Origin of the sequence: Streptomyces sp. NPDC048650 (assembly GCF_043199095.1) — a bacterium.
Classification (GTDB): domain Bacteria; phylum Actinomycetota; class Actinomycetes; order Streptomycetales; family Streptomycetaceae; genus Streptomyces.
Map to the genome: position 1 here is coordinate 381,778 of NZ_JBICVM010000006.1, position 20,513 is coordinate 402,290.

General features: G+C 71.3%; 14 protein-coding genes and 1 tRNA gene. 11 read left to right on the forward strand and 4 right to left on the reverse strand.

Annotation, left to right across the window (positions count from 1 at the left end; translation table 11 throughout):
• The first annotated feature begins 354 nt into the window (after nucleotides 1-354).
• The 5 genes from ACGFML_RS19695 (at nucleotide 355) to ACGFML_RS19715 (ending at nucleotide 6,258) form a co-directional block, all read left to right on the forward strand.
• Nucleotides 355-2,760 carry a sodium-translocating pyrophosphatase gene (locus tag ACGFML_RS19695; protein ID WP_393545300.1) on the forward strand — a complete coding sequence of 802 codons (2,406 nt, stop codon included), beginning with the start codon at nucleotides 355-357 and terminating at the stop codon, nucleotides 2,758-2,760.
• A gap of 216 nt (nucleotides 2,761-2,976) precedes the next feature.
• Nucleotides 2,977-3,552, forward strand: coding sequence for a small secreted protein (locus ACGFML_RS19700; RefSeq protein ID WP_393545302.1), 576 nt, complete (start codon nucleotides 2,977-2,979; stop codon nucleotides 3,550-3,552).
• A gap of 110 nt (nucleotides 3,553-3,662) precedes the next feature.
• A complete protein-coding gene (locus ACGFML_RS19705) occupies nucleotides 3,663-5,198 on the forward strand; it encodes a methyltransferase (protein WP_393545304.1) in 1,536 nt (511 codons plus the stop codon).
• Between the two features lie 145 nt (nucleotides 5,199-5,343).
• Nucleotides 5,344-5,541, forward strand: coding sequence for a hypothetical protein (locus ACGFML_RS19710; RefSeq protein ID WP_393545305.1), 198 nt, complete (start codon nucleotides 5,344-5,346; stop codon nucleotides 5,539-5,541).
• A 312-nt stretch (nucleotides 5,542-5,853) separates the two neighbouring features.
• Nucleotides 5,854-6,258, forward strand: a complete 405-nt coding sequence (locus tag ACGFML_RS19715) for a hypothetical protein (RefSeq protein ID WP_393545307.1) — start codon at nucleotides 5,854-5,856, stop codon at nucleotides 6,256-6,258.
• 43 nt (nucleotides 6,259-6,301) lie between these two features.
• On the opposite strand, the gene ACGFML_RS19720 is transcribed toward ACGFML_RS19715, so the two are convergent.
• Together ACGFML_RS19720 and ACGFML_RS19725 are read right to left on the reverse strand one after the other, a co-directional pair.
• Entirely contained in the window at nucleotides 6,302-6,664 is a 363-nt protein-coding gene (locus ACGFML_RS19720; protein WP_393545309.1) for a DUF2752 domain-containing protein, read from the reverse strand.
• A 146-nt stretch (nucleotides 6,665-6,810) separates the two neighbouring features.
• On the reverse strand, nucleotides 6,811-7,428 hold the full coding sequence (locus tag ACGFML_RS19725; protein WP_393545311.1) for a hypothetical protein: 618 nt from the start codon (nucleotides 7,426-7,428) through the stop codon (nucleotides 6,811-6,813).
• Between the two features lie 483 nt (nucleotides 7,429-7,911).
• Between ACGFML_RS19725 and topA the strand changes: the two genes are divergently transcribed.
• The 5 genes from topA (at nucleotide 7,912) to ACGFML_RS19750 (ending at nucleotide 17,599) form a co-directional block, all read left to right on the forward strand.
• Nucleotides 7,912-10,737 carry a type I DNA topoisomerase gene (gene topA / locus ACGFML_RS19730; protein WP_393545313.1) on the forward strand — a complete coding sequence of 942 codons (2,826 nt, stop codon included), beginning with the start codon at nucleotides 7,912-7,914 and terminating at the stop codon, nucleotides 10,735-10,737.
• Between the two features lie 125 nt (nucleotides 10,738-10,862).
• Nucleotides 10,863-14,009 carry a dTMP kinase gene (gene tmk, locus ACGFML_RS19735; protein WP_393545315.1) on the forward strand — a complete coding sequence of 1,049 codons (3,147 nt, stop codon included), beginning with the start codon at nucleotides 10,863-10,865 and terminating at the stop codon, nucleotides 14,007-14,009.
• 296 nt (nucleotides 14,010-14,305) lie between these two features.
• On the forward strand, nucleotides 14,306-15,556 hold the full coding sequence (locus tag ACGFML_RS19740; RefSeq protein ID WP_393545317.1) for a DNA polymerase III subunit delta': 1,251 nt from the start codon (nucleotides 14,306-14,308) through the stop codon (nucleotides 15,554-15,556).
• Between the two features lie 287 nt (nucleotides 15,557-15,843).
• Nucleotides 15,844-17,442 (forward strand): alpha/beta hydrolase, encoded by a 1,599-nt coding sequence (locus ACGFML_RS19745; RefSeq protein ID WP_393545319.1) that lies wholly within the window; start codon nucleotides 15,844-15,846, stop codon nucleotides 17,440-17,442.
• A gap of 83 nt (nucleotides 17,443-17,525) precedes the next feature.
• A tRNA-Thr gene (locus ACGFML_RS19750) sits at nucleotides 17,526-17,599 on the forward strand.
• A 130-nt stretch (nucleotides 17,600-17,729) separates the two neighbouring features.
• On the opposite strand, the gene ACGFML_RS19755 is transcribed toward ACGFML_RS19750, so the two are convergent.
• Both ACGFML_RS19755 and ACGFML_RS19760 read right to left on the reverse strand, forming a co-directional pair.
• On the reverse strand, nucleotides 17,730-19,388 hold the full coding sequence (locus tag ACGFML_RS19755) for a tyrosine-type recombinase/integrase (protein WP_393545320.1): 1,659 nt from the start codon (nucleotides 19,386-19,388) through the stop codon (nucleotides 17,730-17,732).
• Nucleotides 19,385-20,086, reverse strand: coding sequence for a transcriptional regulator (locus ACGFML_RS19760; protein ID WP_393545322.1), 702 nt, complete (start codon nucleotides 20,084-20,086; stop codon nucleotides 19,385-19,387). Before ACGFML_RS19760 ends, ACGFML_RS19755 begins: the two co-directional genes overlap by 4 nt.
• A gap of 94 nt (nucleotides 20,087-20,180) precedes the next feature.
• On the opposite strand from ACGFML_RS19760, the gene ACGFML_RS19765 reads away from it, so the two are divergent.
• On the forward strand, nucleotides 20,181-20,411 hold the full coding sequence (locus tag ACGFML_RS19765) for a hypothetical protein (RefSeq protein ID WP_055582252.1): 231 nt from the start codon (nucleotides 20,181-20,183) through the stop codon (nucleotides 20,409-20,411).
• Nucleotides 20,412-20,513: the final 102 nt, after the last annotated feature.

Here is a 20,513-nt window from a genome sequence, read left to right on the forward strand (position 1 = left end):
CTTCTTCGCGGAGCGCGGGGCGTTCCCGGGACACCCGTTCGGCGGTATCCAGGCGAACCAATTTTCTCCGTCGTCACGCGGGACACGCCCGGCGCACGAGCACGCGAAGCGTCTTTGAACAGCGGCGATCAGTACGACAGCGAGATCATCGGCCACCGGTCAGCGAATTCGTCGCTTTCCTCCGTCCGGGCGAATTCTGTGGACGTCATCCTTTTGATCATGGCGGCTACCGGCGAATTCCCTTTGAGGCGCACTGTTTTGATGCCGTGAGGCTCCCTACAATCCGTCCACATCTTGCTCAGGACGCCTGAGCGTGCTTCCGCGCGCCCATGTGCCAAACGTCAAGGAGGACGAATGGCGGGGCCTTACACCCCTCAGTTGCTGGACACCCCCTCATTTCTGGCCGGACCGACGCTGACGTCGGGCAACCGCACCATGGTGCTGGTGATCGCCGTCGTCGCGCTGGCCGCACTGGCCGTCGCGGCGGTGCTGGTCCGCCAAGTGCTCGCGGCCGGTGAGGGAACCGACAGTATGAAGAAGATCGCGGCGGCCGTGCAGGAAGGCGCAAATGCCTACCTGGCCCGGCAGTTGCGAACGCTCGGCGTATTCGCCGTTGTGGTGTTCTTCCTGCTCATGCTGCTGCCCGCGGACGATTGGACGCAGCGCGCGGGACGCAGCGCCTTCTTCTTGATCGGTGCCGGATTCTCGGCGGCCACCGGCTATATCGGCATGTGGCTCGCCGTGCGCAGCAATGTGCGTGTGGCCGCCGCGGCCCGGGAAGCCACGCCGGCCGAAGGCGACACCAAAGAAAAAGATCTTACGGCCGTCTCGCACAAGGCAATGAAGATCGCATTTCGCACGGGTGGCGTCGTCGGCATGTTCACCGTGGGACTCGGCCTGCTCGGCGCGTCCTGCGTGGTGCTCGTGTACGCCGTCGACGCGCCCAAGGTGCTGGAGGGCTTCGGCCTCGGCGCCGCGCTGATCGCGATGTTCATGAGGGTCGGCGGCGGCATCTTCACCAAGGCCGCCGACGTCGGCGCCGACCTCGTCGGCAAGGTGGAGCAGGGCATCCCCGAGGACGACCCGCGCAACGCCGCGACCATCGCGGACAACGTGGGCGACAACGTCGGCGACTGCGCCGGCATGGCGGCCGACCTCTTCGAGTCGTACGCCGTCACGCTGGTCGCCGCGCTCATCCTGGGCACCGCCGCCTTCGGCAACGCCGGACTCGCCTTCCCGCTGCTGGTCCCGGCCATCGGCGTGGTCACCGCGATGATCGGCATCTTCGTCGTCGCGCCCCGGCGCACCGACCGCAGCGGCATGACGGCCATCAACCGCGGCTTCTTCATCTCCGCGGGCATCTCACTGGTCCTGGTGGCCGCCGCGGTGTTCACCTACCTGCCGTCCAGCTACGAGGACCTGAAGGGCGTCACCGACGAGGACATCCTCGGCCATGCCGGTAATCCGCGGGTGCTGGCGCTGGTGGCGGTCGCCATCGGCATTGTGCTCGCCGCCCTGATCCAGCAGCTGACCGGATACTTCACCGAGACCAGCCGGCGGCCCGTGCGGGACATCGGGAAGACGTCGCTGACCGGCCCGGCCACCGTCGTCCTCGCCGGTATCTCCGTCGGCCTGGAGTCGGCGGTCTACTCGGCGGTGCTGATCGGCCTGGCCGTCTACGGGGCGTTCCTGCTGGGCGGTGCGTCCATCATGCTGGCGCTGTTCGCGGTGGCGCTGGCCGGTACGGGCCTGCTGACCACCGTCGGCGTGATCGTGGCGATGGACACCTTCGGCCCGGTCTCCGACAACGCGCAGGGCATCGCCGAGATGTCGGGTGATGTCACCGGTGACGGCGCGAAGGTCCTGACGGACCTGGACGCGGTCGGCAACACCACCAAGGCCATCACCAAGGGCATCGCCATCGCGACGGCCGTGCTGGCCGCGGCCGCGCTGTTCGGCTCGTACCGGGACGCCATCGCCACCGCCGTGCGCGAGGTCGGCGACGCGGCGAGCGGGATGGGGCTCAGCCTGGACATCTCGCAGCCCAACAACCTCGTCGGGCTGGTGCTCGGCGCCTCGGTCGTCTTCCTGTTCTCGGGGCTGGCGATCAACGCCGTGTCGCGGTCGGCGGGCGCGGTGGTCTACGAGGTGCGCCGGCAGTTCCGCGAGCACCCGGGGATCATGGACTACACCGAGACGCCGGAGTACGGGCGGGTCGTCGACATCTGCACCAAGGACGCGCTGCGCGAGCTGGCGACCCCGGGGCTGCTGGCGGTGCTCACCCCGATCCTGGTCGGATTCGCGCTCGGTGTCGGGGCGCTCGGCTCGTTCCTGGCAGGCGCGATCGGTACCGGCACCCTGATGGCGGTCTTCCTGGCCAACTCCGGAGGCGCCTGGGACAACGCCAAGAAGCTGGTCGAGGACGGCCATTACGGCGGCAAGGGCAGCGAGGCGCATGCCGCGACCGTCATCGGTGACACCGTGGGCGACCCGTTCAAGGACACCGCCGGTCCGGCCATCAACCCGCTGCTGAAGGTGATGAACCTGGTGGCGCTGCTGATCGCGCCGGCTGTGGTGAAGTTCTCCTACGGCGCGGACAAGAACACCGTCGTGCGGCTCGTGGTCGCGGGGCTGGCGCTCGTCGTCATCGTCGGGGCGGTCTACGTCTCGAAGCGGCGCGGAATCGCCGTAGGTGACGAATCCAACTCCGAGAACGAGGAAAAGGTCGCCAAGTCGACAGAGACGGCCGTGGTGTCCTAGCCGCAGCGGGCCGGTGAAAGGCCCGGAAACGGCTCAACGGGCGGGTGGACGGCGCATTTTGCGGGCGCCGTCCACCCGCCGTCGTCATGCCCGCCCGGCTGCTCATTCCTTGGTGCAAATGGCTGCAATGAGGGCCGGGCGGACTGCCCGGCCCATGGACCAGGCCGTTTGGACGTGTATGTTCCGGGGCCGAGAGCCATGGAAGGGACCAATCCGGTGAACAAGAAGCTTGTGGCTGCACTGTCCGGCGGTGCGGCACTCCTGCTCGCGCTGACCGGTTGCAGCGACGACAGCAACAAGGAACTCGACAACTGGGCGAAGAAGTTCTGCGATCCCGCGCAGGCTCAGTTCAAGGCGATCCAGGACGCCAACGCCGCCATGCAGACGGCGGGCGGCGGCAACGCAGACTCCAAGAAGGTGCAGCAGGCGGATTCCGCGGCCTTCCAGAAGATCTCCAACGCCTATGCCTCGCTGGCAACGTCGCTGGACAAGGCGGGCGCCCCGCCGAGCGACGGCGGCCAGGACGCCCAGAAGAACGCGGTGAAGGAGCTCAACTCGCTCTCGAAGGGCTACGAGGGCCTCAAGAAGCAGATCGACTCGCTCAGCACCCAGGACAAGGCGAAGTTCGCGGCGGGCCTGAGCAACCTGTCCAACGGCATCAAGAAGCTCAACACCCAGAGCGAGCAGGCCTTCAAGAACCTGGAGTCCGGGGACGTCGGCAAGGCGATGGCCAACCAGAAGGGCTGCCAGAGCCAGGGCGGGTCTCAGGGCCCGTCGACCAAGTCGTCCTAGGGCCACCGGCCCCGCCCCGTACCGGCCCGCCGGCGCGGCCCGGCGACGCGCCCGAGGGGCGCGGCGCCGGGCCGTCGTCGATTGTCGGCGGTTGCCCTGACAATGGGAGCGTGAGTACGCACCTCCCCACCGCAGATGCCCAGGATCCCGACAGCAGCGCCCGCACCGAGCGGTTGCGCCAGGCGCTGCTGACAGCCGCCTTCACCGCCGACGGTCTGCTGGACCTGCTCGGTGCGCCGGCCTACGCCGCGCTGGCGCGCAGCGAAACCGTCCCCGCGCTGCGGGCGACGCGCGGCGACAGCCCACTGGAGACCCTGGTGCGGCTGTTTCTGCTGCAGCGTCCGGTGACCGAGGGGCGGGCCCGGGCCGCGCTGCCGGTGGCCGACTGCCTCGCCGACGGCTGGCTGGTGCAGGACGGCGACGAGGTGCGCGCCACCGTCGATGTCCGGCCGTACGGCGGCCCGGAGGGCCAGGACTGGTGGATCGTCTCGGACCTGGGCTGCGCGGTCGGCGGTGCGAGCGGCATCAGGGGCGACGGTGCGGACCGTTCGCAACTGGTGCTCGGCGTGGGCGGTGCGTCCACGACCCTCGCCGGGATCACGGTCCGCAGGCCCGTCGCCAAGGCCCTCGACCTCGGTACGGGCTCCGGCATCCAGGCGCTGCACGCCACGCAGCACGCCACCCGGGTCACGGCCACCGACCTCAACCCGCGGGCCCTGCGGACCGCAGCGCTCACACTGGCGCTCTCCGGGGCGCGCCCGGCGGACCTGAGGGAGGGCTCGCTCTTCGAGCCGGTCGGGGACGAGACGTACGACCTGATCGTCTCCAACCCGCCGTTCGTGATCTCCCCCGGCGCCCGGCTCACCTACCGGGACGGCGGGATGGGCGGCGACGACCTGTGCCGGACGCTGGTCCAGCAGAGCGCGGCGCATCTGAGCGACGGTGGGTACTGCCAGCTGCTGGCCAACTGGCAGCACGTCGCGGGCGAGGAGTGGCAGGAGCGGCTGCGCTCCTGGGTGCCGCGCGGCTGCGACGCCTGGATCGTGCAGCGGGAGGTGCAGGACATCACGCAGTACGCCGAGCTGTGGCTGCGGGACGCAGGCGACCATCGCGCCGGCGACGAGGTGTATGCCGAGCGGTACGACGCCTGGCTCGACGAGTTCGAGGCACGCGGCACCAAGGCGGTCGGCTTCGGGTGGATCACGCTGCGCAAGTCCGGCTCCGACAGCCCGGCCGTCACGGTCGAGGAATGGCCGCACCCGGTGGAGCAGCCGCTGGGGGAGTCGGTCGTAGGCCACTTCGACCGGCAGGACTATCTGCGCGCCACGGACGACGCGGCGCTGCTGGCCGCCCATTTCCGGCTCGCCGACGAGGTGCTCCAGGAACAGGTCGGGCTGCCCGGTGCGGAGGACCCGGAGCATGTGGTGCTGCGTCAGAACCGCGGTATGCGCCGGGCGACGAAGGTGGACACGGTCGGCGCGGGCTTCGCCGGGGTGTGCGACGGTTCGCTGCCCGCCGGGCGGATCCTGGACGCCATCGCCCAACTCGTCGGCGAGGACGCGGTGCTGTTGCGTGACCGCACGCCGTCCTCGATCCGGACGCTGATCGAGCAGGGTTTCCTGGAGCCGGTGGCGTCCGAGGGCTGAGGCGGCGGGGTCGGGGACCGGGGGCGCGGCCCCGGCGTCGGGATCGGGGCCGGGATCGGGGCCGGGATCGCTTTCGTTCGAGACATGCGGAATCCGTTCATCCGGAGTTCTTCGGAGCGCTGCTCGCGACTGCCACGCTGCCCGTATGGAGAGTGGACCCGAGGCATTCGCGGGCGCGGTGTTCGCCCTGTTCGGCGCCGGACTGCTGCTGTGGACGGGGGTCAGTGCCCGGTCGGGGGTGCCGGTCGCCGACGGCGTGGGCCGGGTGGTGGGGACCGTCATGGCGCTGGTGTCCGGGGCGGTGTTCCTGGGGGCGGGGTGCTGGATGCTCTCGTTGCTGTAGGGCGCTGAGGGCGCTGAGGGCCAGGGCTTCAGGGCGCGGGACCGTTCCTCTCGCGAATGGAGGCGACCGTCATCTCGCCACCCACCATCCATCTCGCCACCCGCCGTCTCGCCGCAGGCCGTCGGGTCGGCTGCCGGCCACGGATCGTCAACAGGCTGGACGGATCGTCAACAGGCTGTGGGGGCGGCTTCGTTCTTTTCTGGCCAGTTGCGTACTGCGTGGCCGACACACCGCGGATGAGGGAACCCCCGCGTCGTGCCGCTCGTGTTTCTGAGTGAAGGTCACGAACCGGCTTGTCAGTGAGGAATCCCCATGAACCGTGCACTTCGCTACGCCACCGTCGGTGTGGTCGCCGTCGCCCTGCTCGCCGGAGGGTCGGCCGCAGCCTTCGCCGAGCCGGCCCAGCTGCACGCGCCGTCGCCCGTCGTCGCCACCGCACCGGCCGCGGCGCAGCTGACCGCCAAGGCGAGCGCGACCACCGTGGCTCCCTGGCAGGAGTTCCGGATCTCCGGCGCCGCCAAGGGCATAGCGGCGGGCAGCAAGGTCACCGTCCAGCAGAAGCAGGGTGCCAAGTGGGTCGCGCTGCCCGCGCAGGCCCCGGTCAACGCGAGCGGCACGTACGCGGTGCGGGTCAAGCTCGGCATCAAGGGTGTCAACCAGCTCCGGATCGGCGCGGGCAGCACCGTTTCGCCGGTGGTGTCCGTCACCGTCCGCTGAGCCGCGGCCGGAGCCGGCCCGGGCGACTCCGGGCCGGGCCGGCTCAGCCGACGAGGTTGCGGGCGAGCATCCACACCGCGGCGATGCCGAGCACCACGGCGTTGCCGCGGGCGGAGAGCCGCGGCCGGAAGTACCGGCCGCGCAGCCCCGCAGCCAGCCAGCTCGCGACGACATAGCCGACGGCCGGTACGCCCAGCGTGAGCAGGACCATGTTGTCGTGGAAGGCCCTTGCGACATCGCCGTGCAGCAGGTCGTACGCCATCCGCGTCCCGCCGCACAGCGGGCACAGCACCCCGGTGGCCCATTTGAGCGGGCAGGGCAGCAGCACGTGCCCTGACTCGTGCGGATTGGTGTGCCAGAGATACACGGCGCACAGCGCCCCGGCGGCGAGAGAAGCGGTCGCCACACGGACGGTGCGCCGGCGGACCGCCGTGGCGGAAGGCGCCACGGGGCCCGCCGGGACTGCCGGACCCGGGCCCGCCGGCGCTGCCGGACCCGGACCCGGGCCCGCCCGCACTGCCGGGCCCGCCGGACGTATGGGGTGGTCGGAGGTCACACGCTCAGCGCCCTGGCGTGATTGACCTGGTTGAGCACGAACATGACCTGCTCGGGCGACTGCACGGGGACCATCGTGGCGTGGTAGCGCCCGCCGCTGTTCACCGTGACCTGGACGAAGCCGGTCGTGGTGCGCTCCTTCATCAGCAGGAAGAGCAGGCCGAGCAGACAGAAACAGAAGAAGACGATGGCGAGCACGATCGCGTGCGCCGGGATCTTCTCCTCCGTCCGCGACATGTCCGTCGCCGTCCACATCGCGCCCTTGAGCGGCATCGGGCCGGCCGGCGTCATGATCGTGTCGCCGCTCACGACGATGTCACCGAGGGACAGCGCCATACCGCCGGGGTGCGCAGCCTGCGTCGGGCCGAGGCCGGGCACGGGCGGTTGCGGGGCGGCGTTCGGATAGCCGTATCCGGGCGGTGACTGCGGGGCCTGCGGATATCCGTAGCCGGGCTCCCCCGGGCGGCCGCCCTGCGGATAGCCGTATCCGGCGTCGACGGGACCCCCGCTCCCCGGCGCGGCGTACGGATTGCCGGCCGGTTCGTCCCCCGGCGGCTTGGTGTACGGATTCCGGTCGGGCTCTTCCGGCGGTGGGCCGGGGTACTGGTGCGCCATGGGTGTTGCCCCCCGAGTGCGTGATGGCGGCGGCTTGCCGGCTCGGGCAAGGAGCCGTGCCGCGTCCATCCTGCCAGTCGCCCGATACGGGGCATCGGGGAAGTGGCGGCTTCCGGCCCCGCCTGCGTGCTCCGCCCGCGACGTGCGCAGCCTCGGTCCGGTGGCCGCGGCCGTGGGGATCGTCACTGTGCGAGATCACCGGCGTCGGTGAGATGGCGGTGGGGACGGGATAGCGGCAGGCTACGGAGGGGGTACCGCTCCGGTGGCGAAGATCTCCGAGGCCCCGTAGGAAGGGCCGTATACGGTCCGGGGCGGCATGAAGACATGTAGTCGGGTTACCGTTCGAGTGGCGTTGCGGGGTTTTTCCGTTTGACACGGGGGCGGGAGGTACCGTCACACTCCGCAGCGTCAAGCGTCACCGCAGTGGCCCCCCAGCGTCCGGCCGGGTGGCATTCCCAGCGTCGACCGGAGAGAAGAGCGAAGTTGTCCGCGACCAGCGAGACCGCAGAGGGCGGCGTCCGCCGACTCGTCATCGTCGAGTCGCCTGCCAAGGCGAAGACGATCAAGGGCTATCTCGGCCCTGGCTACGTGGTCGAGGCCAGCGTCGGGCACATCCGCGACCTTCCCAACGGCGCGGCGGAGGTCCCCGCGAAGTACAAGGGCGAGCCCTGGGCTCGCCTCGGGGTGAACGTCGACGCCGACTTCCAGCCGATCTATGTGGTCAACAGCGACAAGAAGGACCAGGTCAAGAAGCTCAAGGAGCTGCTGGCCGAGTCCGACGAACTCTTCCTCGCCACCGATGAGGACCGCGAGGGCGAGGCCATCGCCTGGCACCTCCAGGAGATCCTCAAGCCCAAGGTCCCGGTCCACCGGATGGTCTTCCACGAGATCACCAGGGACGCGATCCGCGAGGCCGTCGCCAACCCCCGTGACCTGAACCAGAAGCTGGTCGACGCCCAGGAGACCCGCCGCATCCTCGACCGCCTCTACGGCTACGAGGTCTCGCCGGTCCTGTGGAAGAAGGTCATGCCGCGACTGTCGGCCGGCCGAGTGCAGTCGGTGGCGACCCGCCTCGTCGTCGAGCGGGAGCGCGAGCGCATCGCCTTCCGCTCCGCCGAGTACTGGGACCTGACGGGCACCTTCTCCACGGGGCGCGCCGGTGACGCCAGCGACCCGTCGACCCTCACCGCCCGTCTGAACACCGTCGACGGCCGCCGTGTCGCACAGGGCCGCGACTTCGGCCCCAACGGGAAGCTCAAGAACGACGTGCTCCACCTGGACGAGGCGAACGCTCGCGCGCTCGCCGCCGCCCTGGAGAACACCGACTTCGCCGTCCGCTCGGTCGAGTCCAAGCCCTACCGTCGCTCGCCGTACGCGCCGTTCCGGACGACCACCCTCCAGCAGGAGGCCAGCCGAAAGCTCGGCTTCGGCGCCAAGTCCACGATGCAGGTGGCGCAGAAGCTGTACGAGAACGGCTTCATCACCTATATGCGTACGGACTCCACCACACTCTCGGACACCGCGGTCACCGCGGCCCGGGCGCAGGTGACGCAGCTGTACGGCGCGTCCTACCTGCCGGACAAGCCGCGCACCTACGCCGGCAAGGTCAAGAACGCCCAGGAGGCGCACGAGGCGATCCGCCCCTCCGGCGACCGCTTCCGCACCCCGGCCGAGACGGGCCTGACCGGCGACCAGTTCAAGCTGTACGAGCTGATCTGGAAGCGGACCGTCGCCTCCCAGATGAAGGACGCGACCGGCAACTCCGTCACCGTCAAGATCGGTGGCCGGGCCGCCGACGGCCGGGACGCCGAGTTCAGCGCGTCCGGCAAGACCATCACCTTCCACGGCTTCCTCAAGGCCTACGTCGAGGGCGCCGACGACCCGAACGCCGAGCTGGACGACCGTGAGCGCCGGCTGCCGCAGGTCGCCGAGGGCGACGCGCTGGCCGCGCAGGAGATCACCGCCGACGGCCACGCCACCAAGCCGCCGGCCCGCTACACCGAGGCCACGCTGGTCAAGGAGCTGGAAGAGCGCGAGATCGGCCGCCCGTCGACGTACGCGTCGATCATCGGCACGATTCTCGACCGCGGCTACGTCTTCAAGAAGGGCACCGCGCTCGTCCCCTCTTTCCTCTCCTTCGCGGTGGTCAACCTCCTGGAGAAGCACTTCGGCCGGCTGGTCGACTACGACTTCACCGCCAGGATGGAGGACGACCTCGACCGCATCGCGCGCGGCGAGGCCCAGTCGGTGCCGTGGCTGCGGCGCTTCTACTTCGGTGAGGGCGAGGCCGAGGGTGCCGCCTCGGACGCCGGCAACGGCGACGGCGACCACCTCGGCGGGCTGAAGGAGCTGGTCACGGACCTGGGCGCGATCGACGCCCGGGAGATCTCCTCCTTCCCGGTCGGCGACGACATCAAGCTGCGGGTCGGCCGCTACGGCCCGTACGTCGAGCGCGGGGAGAAGGACGCCGAGGGCCACCAGCGCGCCGACGTCCCCGACGACCTGGCGCCGGACGAGCTGACCGTGACGTACGCCGAGGAGCTGCTCGCCAAGCCGAGCGGCGACTTCGAGCTGGGCATGGACCCGGACAGCGGCCACCAGATCGTCGCCAAGGACGGTCGCTACGGCCCGTACGTCACCGAGATCCTGCCCGAGGGCACCCCGAAGACCGGCAAGAACGCCGTCAAGCCGCGCACCGCCTCGCTCTTCAAGTCGATGTCCCTGGACACCGTCACCCTGGCGGAGGCGCTCAAGCTGATGTCGCTGCCGCGGGTGGTGGGCAAGGACCCCGAGGGCGTGGAGATCACCGCGCAGAACGGCCGCTACGGCCCGTACCTCAAGAAGGGCACGGACTCGCGCTCCCTGGAGACCGAGGACCAGCTCTTCAACATCACCGTCGAAGAGGCCCTCGCGATCTACGCGCAGCCCAAGCAGCGCGGGCGTGCCGCCGCCAAGCCGCCGCTGAAGGAGCTGGGCACCGACCCGGTCAGCGGCAAGCCGGTGGTCGTCAAGGACGGCCGGTTCGGCGCGTACGTCACCGACGGCGAGACGAACGCGACGCTTCGCCGGGACGACGAGGTCGAGTCGATCACCCCCGAGCGCGGCTATGAGCTGCTGGCGGAGAAGCGCGCCAAGGGCCCGACGAAGAAGACCGCCAAGAAGGCTCCGGCGAAGAAGACGGCCGCGAAGAAGACCACCACGGCCAAGAAGACCGCGGCGAAGAAGACCACCACGGCCAAGAAGGCGACCGCGAAGAAGGCCACCGCCAAGACGGCGGCGAAGAAGACGGCGGCGTCGGCCGAGGACTGATTCCCGGGCGGCTCCCGGCCGTTCGCGCAGGACAAGGGCGGGCAAGACGGACTTCGGTCCGTCGGGCCCGCCTGTTTGTTCGGGCAGGCGCCCAGTAGTGCGTACCCTCCCGATAGGCTGGCAGGATGACGCGTGCCGAGCAGCCAACGGTCGTGCCCCCCACTTCAGACGCCCTCGCCGCGGACTCCCGCGAGCGCGCCGTACGGGCCCTGCTGCGCTTCCCTCCGCTGAAGCGACTGTGGAGCGCCCAGTTTGTCGGGGGCATCGGCGATGCCCTGTCCATGCTTGTCCTGGTACTCCTCGTTCTCCAGGCAGCGCTGTACGTACCCGTGGGAGGCGACGCGGTCTTCGGCGGTGGTTATCGGGGCGCCGCCCTCGCCGTCACCGCGGCCTTCGCGGCCCGGATGCTGGCCACCCTGCTCTTCGGGGCCGTCCTGCTGGGACCGCTCTCCGCCCTGACGGCCCCCTCCGGGCCGCTCGACCGGCGCTGGACGATGATCGGCGCGGACGGCCTGCGGCTGGCGCTGCTGGTCGTCGCGCCCCTGTGGATCGACTGGACGCCGTCCGACGCGCTGGCCTGGCTGCTGATCACGGTCTTCGTCACGGGCGTGGCCGAGCGCTTCTGGACCGTCGCGCGGGAGAGCGCGGCGCCCGCCCTGCTGCCCGCACCGCCCCCGGAGGGCGCCGCCGTCCGGCCGCTCCCCGACAACATGGACGCGCTGCGCCGCCTCTCGCTGCGCACCGGCTTCCTCGCGCTGCCGATCGCGGCCGCCGCCCTGGTGGTCGTCACCCTCATCAGCAAGCTGTTGGGCACCGGCATCGAGTGGTTCCACCTCCACCAGGCCGCCCTGGGCTCGTACGTGGCCGCCGGGCTGTTCGCCGCCTCCGTGTCGATCCTCTACTTCATCGAGTTCCCCGGTGCGCCGACCCCCCGGCCGCGCTCCCCACTGGAGGGGCTGCGCCGCCCCAGGACCACCGCGTCGGGCGTCGACAAGGGCCGCACGGGCGCGATCCCGCTGCTGGTCCTCGCCTGCGCCACCGTCTCCGCCGCGATCGCCGCGGCCGTCTCGCTGGCCGTGCTGCACGCCTGGGACCTGAGCGGCGGCCCGGCCACCTTCGCGCTCCTGGTGCTGGTGCTGACCGGCGGTACGGCGGCCGGGATCCGTGGCGCCCACAAGGTGCTGCCCGCCCTGTCCCGGCGCCGACTGCTCGCCCTGGCGGTGGCCGTCACCGGCCTCGCGCTGCTGGCCATGGGGCTGGTCCCGGACACGACGACGGTGCTGCTGCTGGCACTCCTCACCGGCATCGGCGCGGGCGTCGCGGCCAACACCGGCCATCTGCTGCTGGAGCAGGAGACGGAGGAGCACCGCACGGCGCGTACGACCGAGCATCTGCACGCCGTCGTCCGCCTCGCCGTCGCGGTCGCCGCCATCGTGGCGCCGCTGCTGGCCGCGGTCATCGGCCCGCACCGCTTCGACAACGGCAGCTTCGCGTTCGCCCACGGCGGCGCCGCCTTCACGCTGATGCTGGTCGGCGCGCTGCTGCTGCCGGTGGCCGCCGGGGTGCTCGGCAAGGTCGACGACCGGCACGGCGTACCGCTGCGGCGTGATCTGCGCGAGGCGCTGCGCGGCGGCGACCCGGGGCAGGCGCCCGCCGCCACCGGCTTCTTCATCGCCCTTGAGGGCGGCGACGGCGCCGGGAAGTCCACTCAGGTCGAGGCGCTCGCGGACTGGATCCGCGGCAAGGGCCACGAGGTCGTGGTGACCCGCGAGCCGGGCGCCACCGCCATCGGCAAGCGGCTGCGCTCGATCATCCTGGACGTCTCCACGTCCGGGCTCTCCGACCGCGCCGAGGCCCTGATGTTCGCCGCCGACCGCGCCGAGCACGTCGACAGCGTGATCCGGCCCGCCCTGGAGCGCGGCGCCGTCGTCATCACCGACCGCTACACCGACTCCTCCGTCGCCTACCAGGGCGCCGGGCGCAACCTCGCCCCGACGGAGATCGCGCGCATCTCGCGCTGGGCCACCGACGGTCTGGTACCGCATCTGACTGTCCTGCTGGACGTCTCGCCGGAGACCGCCCGGGAGCGCTTCACCGAGGCACCGGACCGGCTGGAGTCCGAGCCCGCCGAATTCCACGAGCGGGTACGGGCCGGATTCCTGACCCTGGCCGCCGCCGACCCGGCGCGCTATCTGGTCGTCGACGCGGGACAGGAGCCGGAGGCCGTCACCACGGTCGTGCGCCACCGGCTCGACCAGGTCCTGCCGCTGTCCGGGGCCGAGGTCGAGGCCCAGGCGGAGGCCCGCAAGGCCGCCGAGGAGGAAGCCCGCCGCAAGGCCGACGAAGAGGCCGCGCGCAAGGCGGAGGAGGCGCGGCTCGAGCGCGAGCGCCAGGAGCAGCTCGCCAGGCTGCGCGCGGAGGAGCAGGAGCGCAAGCGCCAGGACGAAGAGGCCGCCAAGGCCCGCGAGGCCGCCCGCCAGGCGGAGGAGGCGCGGCAGCGCGCCGAGGAGGCCCGCCGGGAGGCGGAGTCGGAGCGGCAGCGCCGCGAGGCCGAGGAGCAGACCCGGCAGGCCGAGCAGGAGCGCCTGCGCCGGCGCGCCGAGGAGGAGGCCAGGCTGCGCCGGGAGGCCGAGGAGCGCCGCCTGGAGAAGCAGCGCAAGGCCGAGGAGGCCCTGGTCCGCGCCGAGGAGGCCCGGATCGCGGCGGCCGAGGAGGCTGCCGCGGCGGAGGCCAGGGCGGCGGCCGAGGCCGCCGAGGCGGCCGATGCGCCGACCAAGGAGACGCCGGTGGCGGATCTGCGGAAGCGGTACGTCGAGGACGGTGGCGCGGCCCCGGCCGGGCCCGCCGACAGCGAGCGCACGGAGTCGCTGCCACGGCCGGAGTCGCCGCAGGGTGCGGTGGACGAAACGGCGGTGCTGCCCCGGTACGGCACCGGGCCGGACGCGGAGGAGACCAGCGTGCTGCCGCCCGTGCGCGACGGGGGCGCCCCCGCCGACCGGGTGCCGCCGTGGATGTTCCGCAAGGAGGAGGCCGAGGACACGCCGCGGCAGCAGTCCGCCCCCGCCGAGTCGGGCGTCGAGCGCACCCGCGAACTCCCGCAGGTCGACCCGGCCACCGGTCGCCCCGCGGAGCCGCCGCAGCGCAGCCGTCCCCGTCCGGAGTGGGCGGAGGAGACCCCGCTGGACGATCTGCCGACGCTGGCCGACGAACTCCTCGGCCCGCACCAGGACGAGGACGCCGACAACGGCAACCGCGGCCGCCGGCGCGGCTGAGGCCCGTCCCGCCCGTCCCGCAGCACACCGGCCGTGGCCGCAGCGCATCCGCTGCGGCCACGGCCGCTTTCCGGCGCCGGTGGGTCTTCGGTGCGGGGGCCCTCACGGTGCGGGCCCGCTCTCCGGCGCGGGAGCGCTGCCGCGCGGACGGGCCACCGCGCGGACCCCCGGGTGGTCCCCGATCCAATTGTCGGTGGGGTGCACCACAATGGGTCGCAGCAACGGGTGAGGGCGCACGGCGCGCGCGGCACCGGGCGAAGCACGATGCGGGACGGACAGGAACGGCGGGCAGCGCGATGGCGGTATGGGACGACGTGGTCGGCCAGGAGCGGGTGACGGAGCAGCTCGCCGCGGCCGCGCGGGACGCCGACACCATCGTGACCGCCGACGCGGCGGCGGGCGCAGGTGCCGCGGCCCCGCTCGGCGGGCCGGCGCCCGAAGGGCAGCGGGGCGCCTCCCAGATGACCCACGCATGGCTGTTCACCGGCCCGCCCGGATCGGGCCGGTCCACCGCCGCCCGCGCGTTCGCCGCCGCCCTGCAGTGCGTCGGGCCGGACCGCGCGCTCGGCGGCGTCCCCGGCTGCGGTTTCTGCGACGGCTGCCACACCACCTTGGTCGGCACGCACGCCGACGTCGAGATCGTCCGTACGGACCTGCTCTCCATCGGCGTCAAGGAGACCCGCGCCCTGGTCCGCCGCGCCTCCCTCTCGCCCGCCGGCGGCCGCTGGCAGGTGATCGTCCTGGAGGACGCCGACCGCCTCACCGAAGGCGCCGGCAACGTCCTCCTCAAGGCGGTCGAGGAGCCCGCGCCCCGTACGGTCTGGCTGCTCTGCGCCCCCTCCATCGAGGATGTCCTGCCCACCATCCGCTCCCGCTGCCGCCACCTCACGCTGACCACACCACCGGTGGAGGCCGTCGCCGATGTGCTGGTCCGCCGCGACGGCATCGAACCGCAGGCCGCCGCCCGCGCCGCCCGCGCCACCCAGGGCCACATCGGCCGAGCCCGCCGACTGGCCACCGACGAGCGGGCCCGTGCCCGCCGTTCGGCGGTACTCAAGCTTCCCCTTCGGGTCGACGACATCGGCGGCTGCCTCAAGGCCGCCCAGGAGCTGATCGACGCCGCGGGCGAGGACGCCAAGCAGGTCGCCGAGGACGTCGACACCAAGGAGACCGAGGAGCTGCGCGCCGCGCTCGGTGCCGCGGCCGGCACGGGCGGGCGGCTGCCCCGCGGCACGGCCGGCGCCATGAAGGAACTCCAGGACAAGCAGAAGCGCCGCGCCACCCGCACCCAGCGCGACAGCCTCGATCTCGCCCTGGTCGACCTCACCGGCTTCTACCGCGACGTCCTCGCCCTCCAGGTGGGTGCCACCGTCCCCCTTGCCAACGACGAGGTCCGCGACGGCATCCAGCGCATCGCGGCCGCCTCGACGCCCGAGCGCACCCTCCGCCGCATAGAGGCGATCATCGCCTGCCGCGAGGCGCTGGACCGCAACGTCGCCCCGCTCCTCGCCGTGGAGGCGATGACCGTCGCGCTGCGCGCCGGCTGACCGAACCGGCCACCGAGCTCGATCCGCCCCGGCTGACCGAATCGGCCACCGAGCTCGATCCGCCCCGGAGCGGAGCCCCACCGCCCCGCCGAGCGCCACGCCGTACGCCACCTCGCCCGCGGCCGGGAGGCACACACCGTCCCCGCCCGGATACGCTCCGTTCAGGGACGCACCGCGACCGCCGTCGCCCCGCGCATGCCGACCCCGCCGCCACCGCCGCCAACGGTGCGGGTGCCACCAACGCCGCCTCGCCGCTTCAGGGACCGAGACCGAGGGATCGATCGCCCATGGCCACCAGCCGCCCGTCCCGTACCACCGCCGCGCTTTTCGCGGCGGCCGTCCTGCTGTTCTCCGGCTGTTCCTCGGGAGGTCCGGGCGCGCCCGATTCGGCGGCGTCCCCGGGCCGGGCGAAGGGCGCCGGGGCCCAGCACACCGCCCCCGGCGACGGCCCGTCCGGGCTGCCGGCCCTCCCGAGCGCCGTCCCGGCCGACCTGCGCCCGTACTACGACCAGAAGCTCAGCTGGCACGCATGCGGCGTCCCCGGCTTCGAGTGCGCGACGATGAAGGCGCCCCTCGACTACGACCGTCCCGGGTCGGGCGACATCAAGTTGGCGGTGGCCCGCAAGAAGGCCACCGGCCCCGGCAGCCGCCTCGGCTCCCTGCTGGTCAACCCGGGCGGCCCCGGCGGCTCGGCGATCGACTACCTCCAGCAGTACGCGCCCCAGCCCGCGGCGGTCCGTGCGCGCTACGACATGGTGGCGATGGACCCGCGCGGCGTGGCTCGCAGCGCACCGGTCGAGTGCCTCTCCAACAAGCAGATGGACCGCTACACCCAGACCGACCAGACCCCGGACTCCGCCGCCGAGACCCACCAGCTCACCACCGCCTACCGCAACTTCGCCAAGGGCTGCGAGGCCCAGTCCGGCAAGCTGCTCCCGCACGTCTCCACCATCGAGGCGGCCCGCGACATGGACGTGCTGCGCGCCGTCCTGGGCGACAAGAAGCTCAACTACGTCGGCGCCTCCTACGGCACCTTCCTCGGCGCGACGTACGCCGGCCTCTACCCCGGCCGCTCCGGCCGCCTGGTCCTCGACGGCGCGATGGACCCGGCGCTCGAGTCCCGCACCGTCAACATCAACCAGACCACGGGCTTCAACACCGCCTTCACCGCCTTCGCCGCGGACTGCGTCAAGCGCAAGGACTGCCCGCTCGGCAACAAGAGCCCCCAGGACGCCGGCGAGCAGCTCTCCGCCCTCTTCAAAAAGCTGGACGGCCATCCGGCCGAGACCGGCGAGGCCCGCAAGCTCACCGAGTCCCTTGCCACCACGGGCGTGATCGCCGCCATGTACGACGAGGGCTCCTGGCCCACGCTCCGCGAGTACCTCGCCCAGGCCGAGAAGGGCAACGGCCGCGGTCTCCTCGCCCTCTCCGACAGCTACTACGAGCGCGACGCCGACGGCCACTACGCCAACCAGATGTACGCCAACCCGGCCGTCAACTGCCTCGACCTGCCCCCCGCCTTCACCAGCCCGGGACAGGTCCACACGGCCCTCCCCGCCTTCCGCAAGGCCTCCCCGGTCTTCGGTGACGCCTTCGCCTGGGCCGCCCTGAACTGCGCCTACTGGCCTGTCAAGCCCAGCGGCACCACCCACCGCATCGAGGCCAAGGGTGCCGCGCCGATCGTCGTCGTGGGCACCACCCGCGACCCCGCGACCCCCTACACCTGGGCCAAGAGCCTCGCCCGCCAGCTCTCCAGCGCCACCCTCCTGACCTACGAGGGCGACGGCCACACCGCCTACGGCCGCGGCAGCGACTGCATCGACACCGCCATCAACACCTACCTCCTCGACGGCACCACCCCACCCAAGGGCAAGCGCTGCACCTGATCCCTCTCCCGCCCACTCCTGACCAGCCGCTAAACCGGTGACGAAGCACCCCCTGGCACTGTGTAGACTGGGCCGCGCACCACGCCGCCTTAGCTCAGTTGGCCAGAGCAACGCACTCGTAATGCGTAGGTCTCGGGTTCGAATCCCGAAGGCGGCTCAGTAGAAAGGCCAGGTCACATAGCCCGTGACCTGGCCTTTTGCGTTGCTCGGGGCATGACGCGTCACACGGCCAGTGGAGCCGTGGGATGGCTTGCGTGAGCGATGCGTGAGCGGAGGCGCTCAGAGACCTAGTTCTTGGGCTTCCGGAGCTCGGCCTTCTTGTCGTCCTTGGCCTGGGCTTTCGCCTTGTTCTTCGGCTTGCCGCCCTTGCCCTTGCCGGCGTTCTTCGCCGCAGCCTTCTTGGCCTTCTCCTTCTTCGCCGCCTTGCGTGCAGCCTTCTCCGCCTCGGCCTTGCGCTGAAGCGGCACCAGCTTCGCCGTCGCCTCGGCGGCGCTCTTGCCGACCTGGGGCAGGACGCTTTGGTAGATGTCCCGCGTGATGCGGGTGTCGCTGTGTCCGAGCGTGTCCGACACGATCTTGATGTCGATGCCGGCGGCCAGCATGAGGGTGGCCGCGCCGTGACGCAGATCGTGCAGCCGGATCGTCGGGAGGCCGGAGGCGGCAACGAGGCGCTCGAAGAGGTCGGTCACCTTGCCCGGGTGGAGCCAGGAGCCGTCTTCCTGAGTGAAGACGTGGCCGGTCTCGACCCAGGCCGAGCCCCACTCCGCGCGGTCCGCTTCCTGCTGCTCGCGATGCCGCTTGAGGACGTTGACGGTGTCATCGTCGAGTGCGACCACGCGATAGCCGCTGTCCGTCTTGGGATCGGACGCCTCGATCTCCCATCCGTCCTGCACGAGTTGGGAGGAGACGGCGAGGGAGTGGGTGTCGAGGTTCGTCTCCGACCAGGGCTGTCCACATGCCTCGCCACGGCGCAGGCCGCGGAAGGCGATCAGGTGCCACATCGCGTACAGGCGGTCCTCGGCGACGAGGTCGAGGAAAGCGCCGGTCTGCTGGGGCGTCCAGACCATCACCGGCGACGGCTTCTCGCCCGTCTGCTCCCACTTGGCAACCCGCTCGTCCGTCCACACGAGCGCCTTCGGCTTGCGTGCGGGGTCGATCTCGACGTGGGCGGCCGGGTTGAACGTGATGATCTGCTGCCCGATCGCGTCGTTCAGGGCCGCGCGGAGAGTGGCCTTGACATGCTGACGCGTGGCGGGGCCGGTGATGCGACGGAAGCGCGGCATCTCGTCGATCGCGGCCTTCATCGCCTTGCGGCGGGCACGGTTCTCCACGCCCTTCCACGGTACGGTCGCCAGCTCGTCGATCGCGGCTCGCCGCTGGGCGTTGTCCTCCAGGATCTGGGCGTTGGCGTCGCGGATGTCCGTGAACATCTCGCTGAGGTGGCTGACGCGCAGCCGGTCCAGCCGCCGGTTTCCGATGCGCGGCTTCAAGTGCACGCGAATGTCGGTCTCGTAGCGATTGAGGCCGGACTTGCGTATGCGCTTACCGGCCAGCCACCGGTCGAGCCACTCGCTCACCGTCAGGCTGCCGATGAGGTCCTGGCCGGCGTTCAGGCGCCGCCTCGTCTCCTCGACCTCAGGCAGAGGCGACCGCTCGCGGCTGACCTCCGCCAGCATCTCGGCGATGAGTTCCGTGCCCTCGGGGTCGTCCGATTCGGCCAGCCCGAGGAGAGCGCGGACGTGGTCGAGTTCGGTCTGGGCCGACTTGAGGCTGCCGTACCCGCCACGGGCGAACGAGCGTCGACTGCCGTCCTCACGAGGCGAGAGCTCCTGGCGTATGGAGTAGGTGCAGTGGTTCCTGCTGTTGCGCTTGGGGCAGGAGGTGCCGAGTTCCTTGCCGGTCTTCGGGTCGCGGCAGGAGCAGCGGCGGTAGGTGGAGCCCTTCAAAGATCATTCTCCTCGGTGATATCGGGATCGCTCCCGGGTGAATCGATTGCGGCGGCAAGGTCGGGCCATAGGAATGGAGGCGTGACGCCCTCTTCCCGGATGAAGGCGCGAACTCTGCGCAGGCGGTTTTCGGCGTTATCGGCCGTCTCGGCGGCACGGGCCTGGGAGCGGAGGGCCTCGGCCTTGCGGTCGGCATTCGGGGCGGTCTGGGCGTGGTAGCGCGCGTACTCCTCGTCACGTTGCGCGCTTCGCAGTCGCTCCTGGGCTGCGTGGTGGGCCCGGAAGTAGCGGAGCATGTCGTCGTCCGCGCCGAGATCGGTCTCCTCCCCGGTGAACCACCGCAGTGCGTCCAGTGGGGAGGTGGAGTCCTGGAGCGGGAGCCGCTGGACGTCGTCGACGTAGCCGACGGGGTAGATGAGGCAGATGGGTGGGGTGTTCAGAGCCTGGGCCAGGACCATGACGTCGACCAGGGGCAGGTTGGAGCGGCGTCCGGACTCCATGTTGGCGATCACGTTGCGGGGGATGGGGTGGCCGATCTCCGCGCACTTGTCGGCCAAGTCCTGCGCACTCCATCTCAATTCCCTCCGTCGTCTGCGGACCTCGCCGGCCACGGTGGCCATGACCTGATCCACCCACTCAAGGACGTCGTCCTCGTCGTCGGCCTTCTCGTATCCATGGTCGCTACGGCGTTGTGTCATGAAGACACATTAGCTCGCCTAGCGTTGATTTCGTGACCTGGAGACGGGCGCGATGAACGCGTTCGCCGAGGGCTCAGTCGTGGATGGAGCGCGCATGCGCGAGAGCGAAGAGGCCGGCCGAGCGAAGGGGATGAGCCGGGAGGAGCTTCTGGTGCTCCCGGCCGCCGTTGACCTGGAGACAGGCAACCGGGCGCTGGGGCTCGGGCGGAGTAAGGGGTACGAGCTCGCCAAGCGTGGTCAGTACCCCTGCAAGGTGCTCCGGCTCGGGAACGCCTATCGGGTGGTGACCGCGGACTTGTTGGCCCTGTTGGGACTGGCGGCGTGAAGCACTTGATGCGTAGCAGGCGCTTCTGCGTTGAGCTGACACAGAAGCGCTGGACTGTGGCGCGGCGTGGACGTACTGTCCGTGGTCGCTCGCGGCACCGAG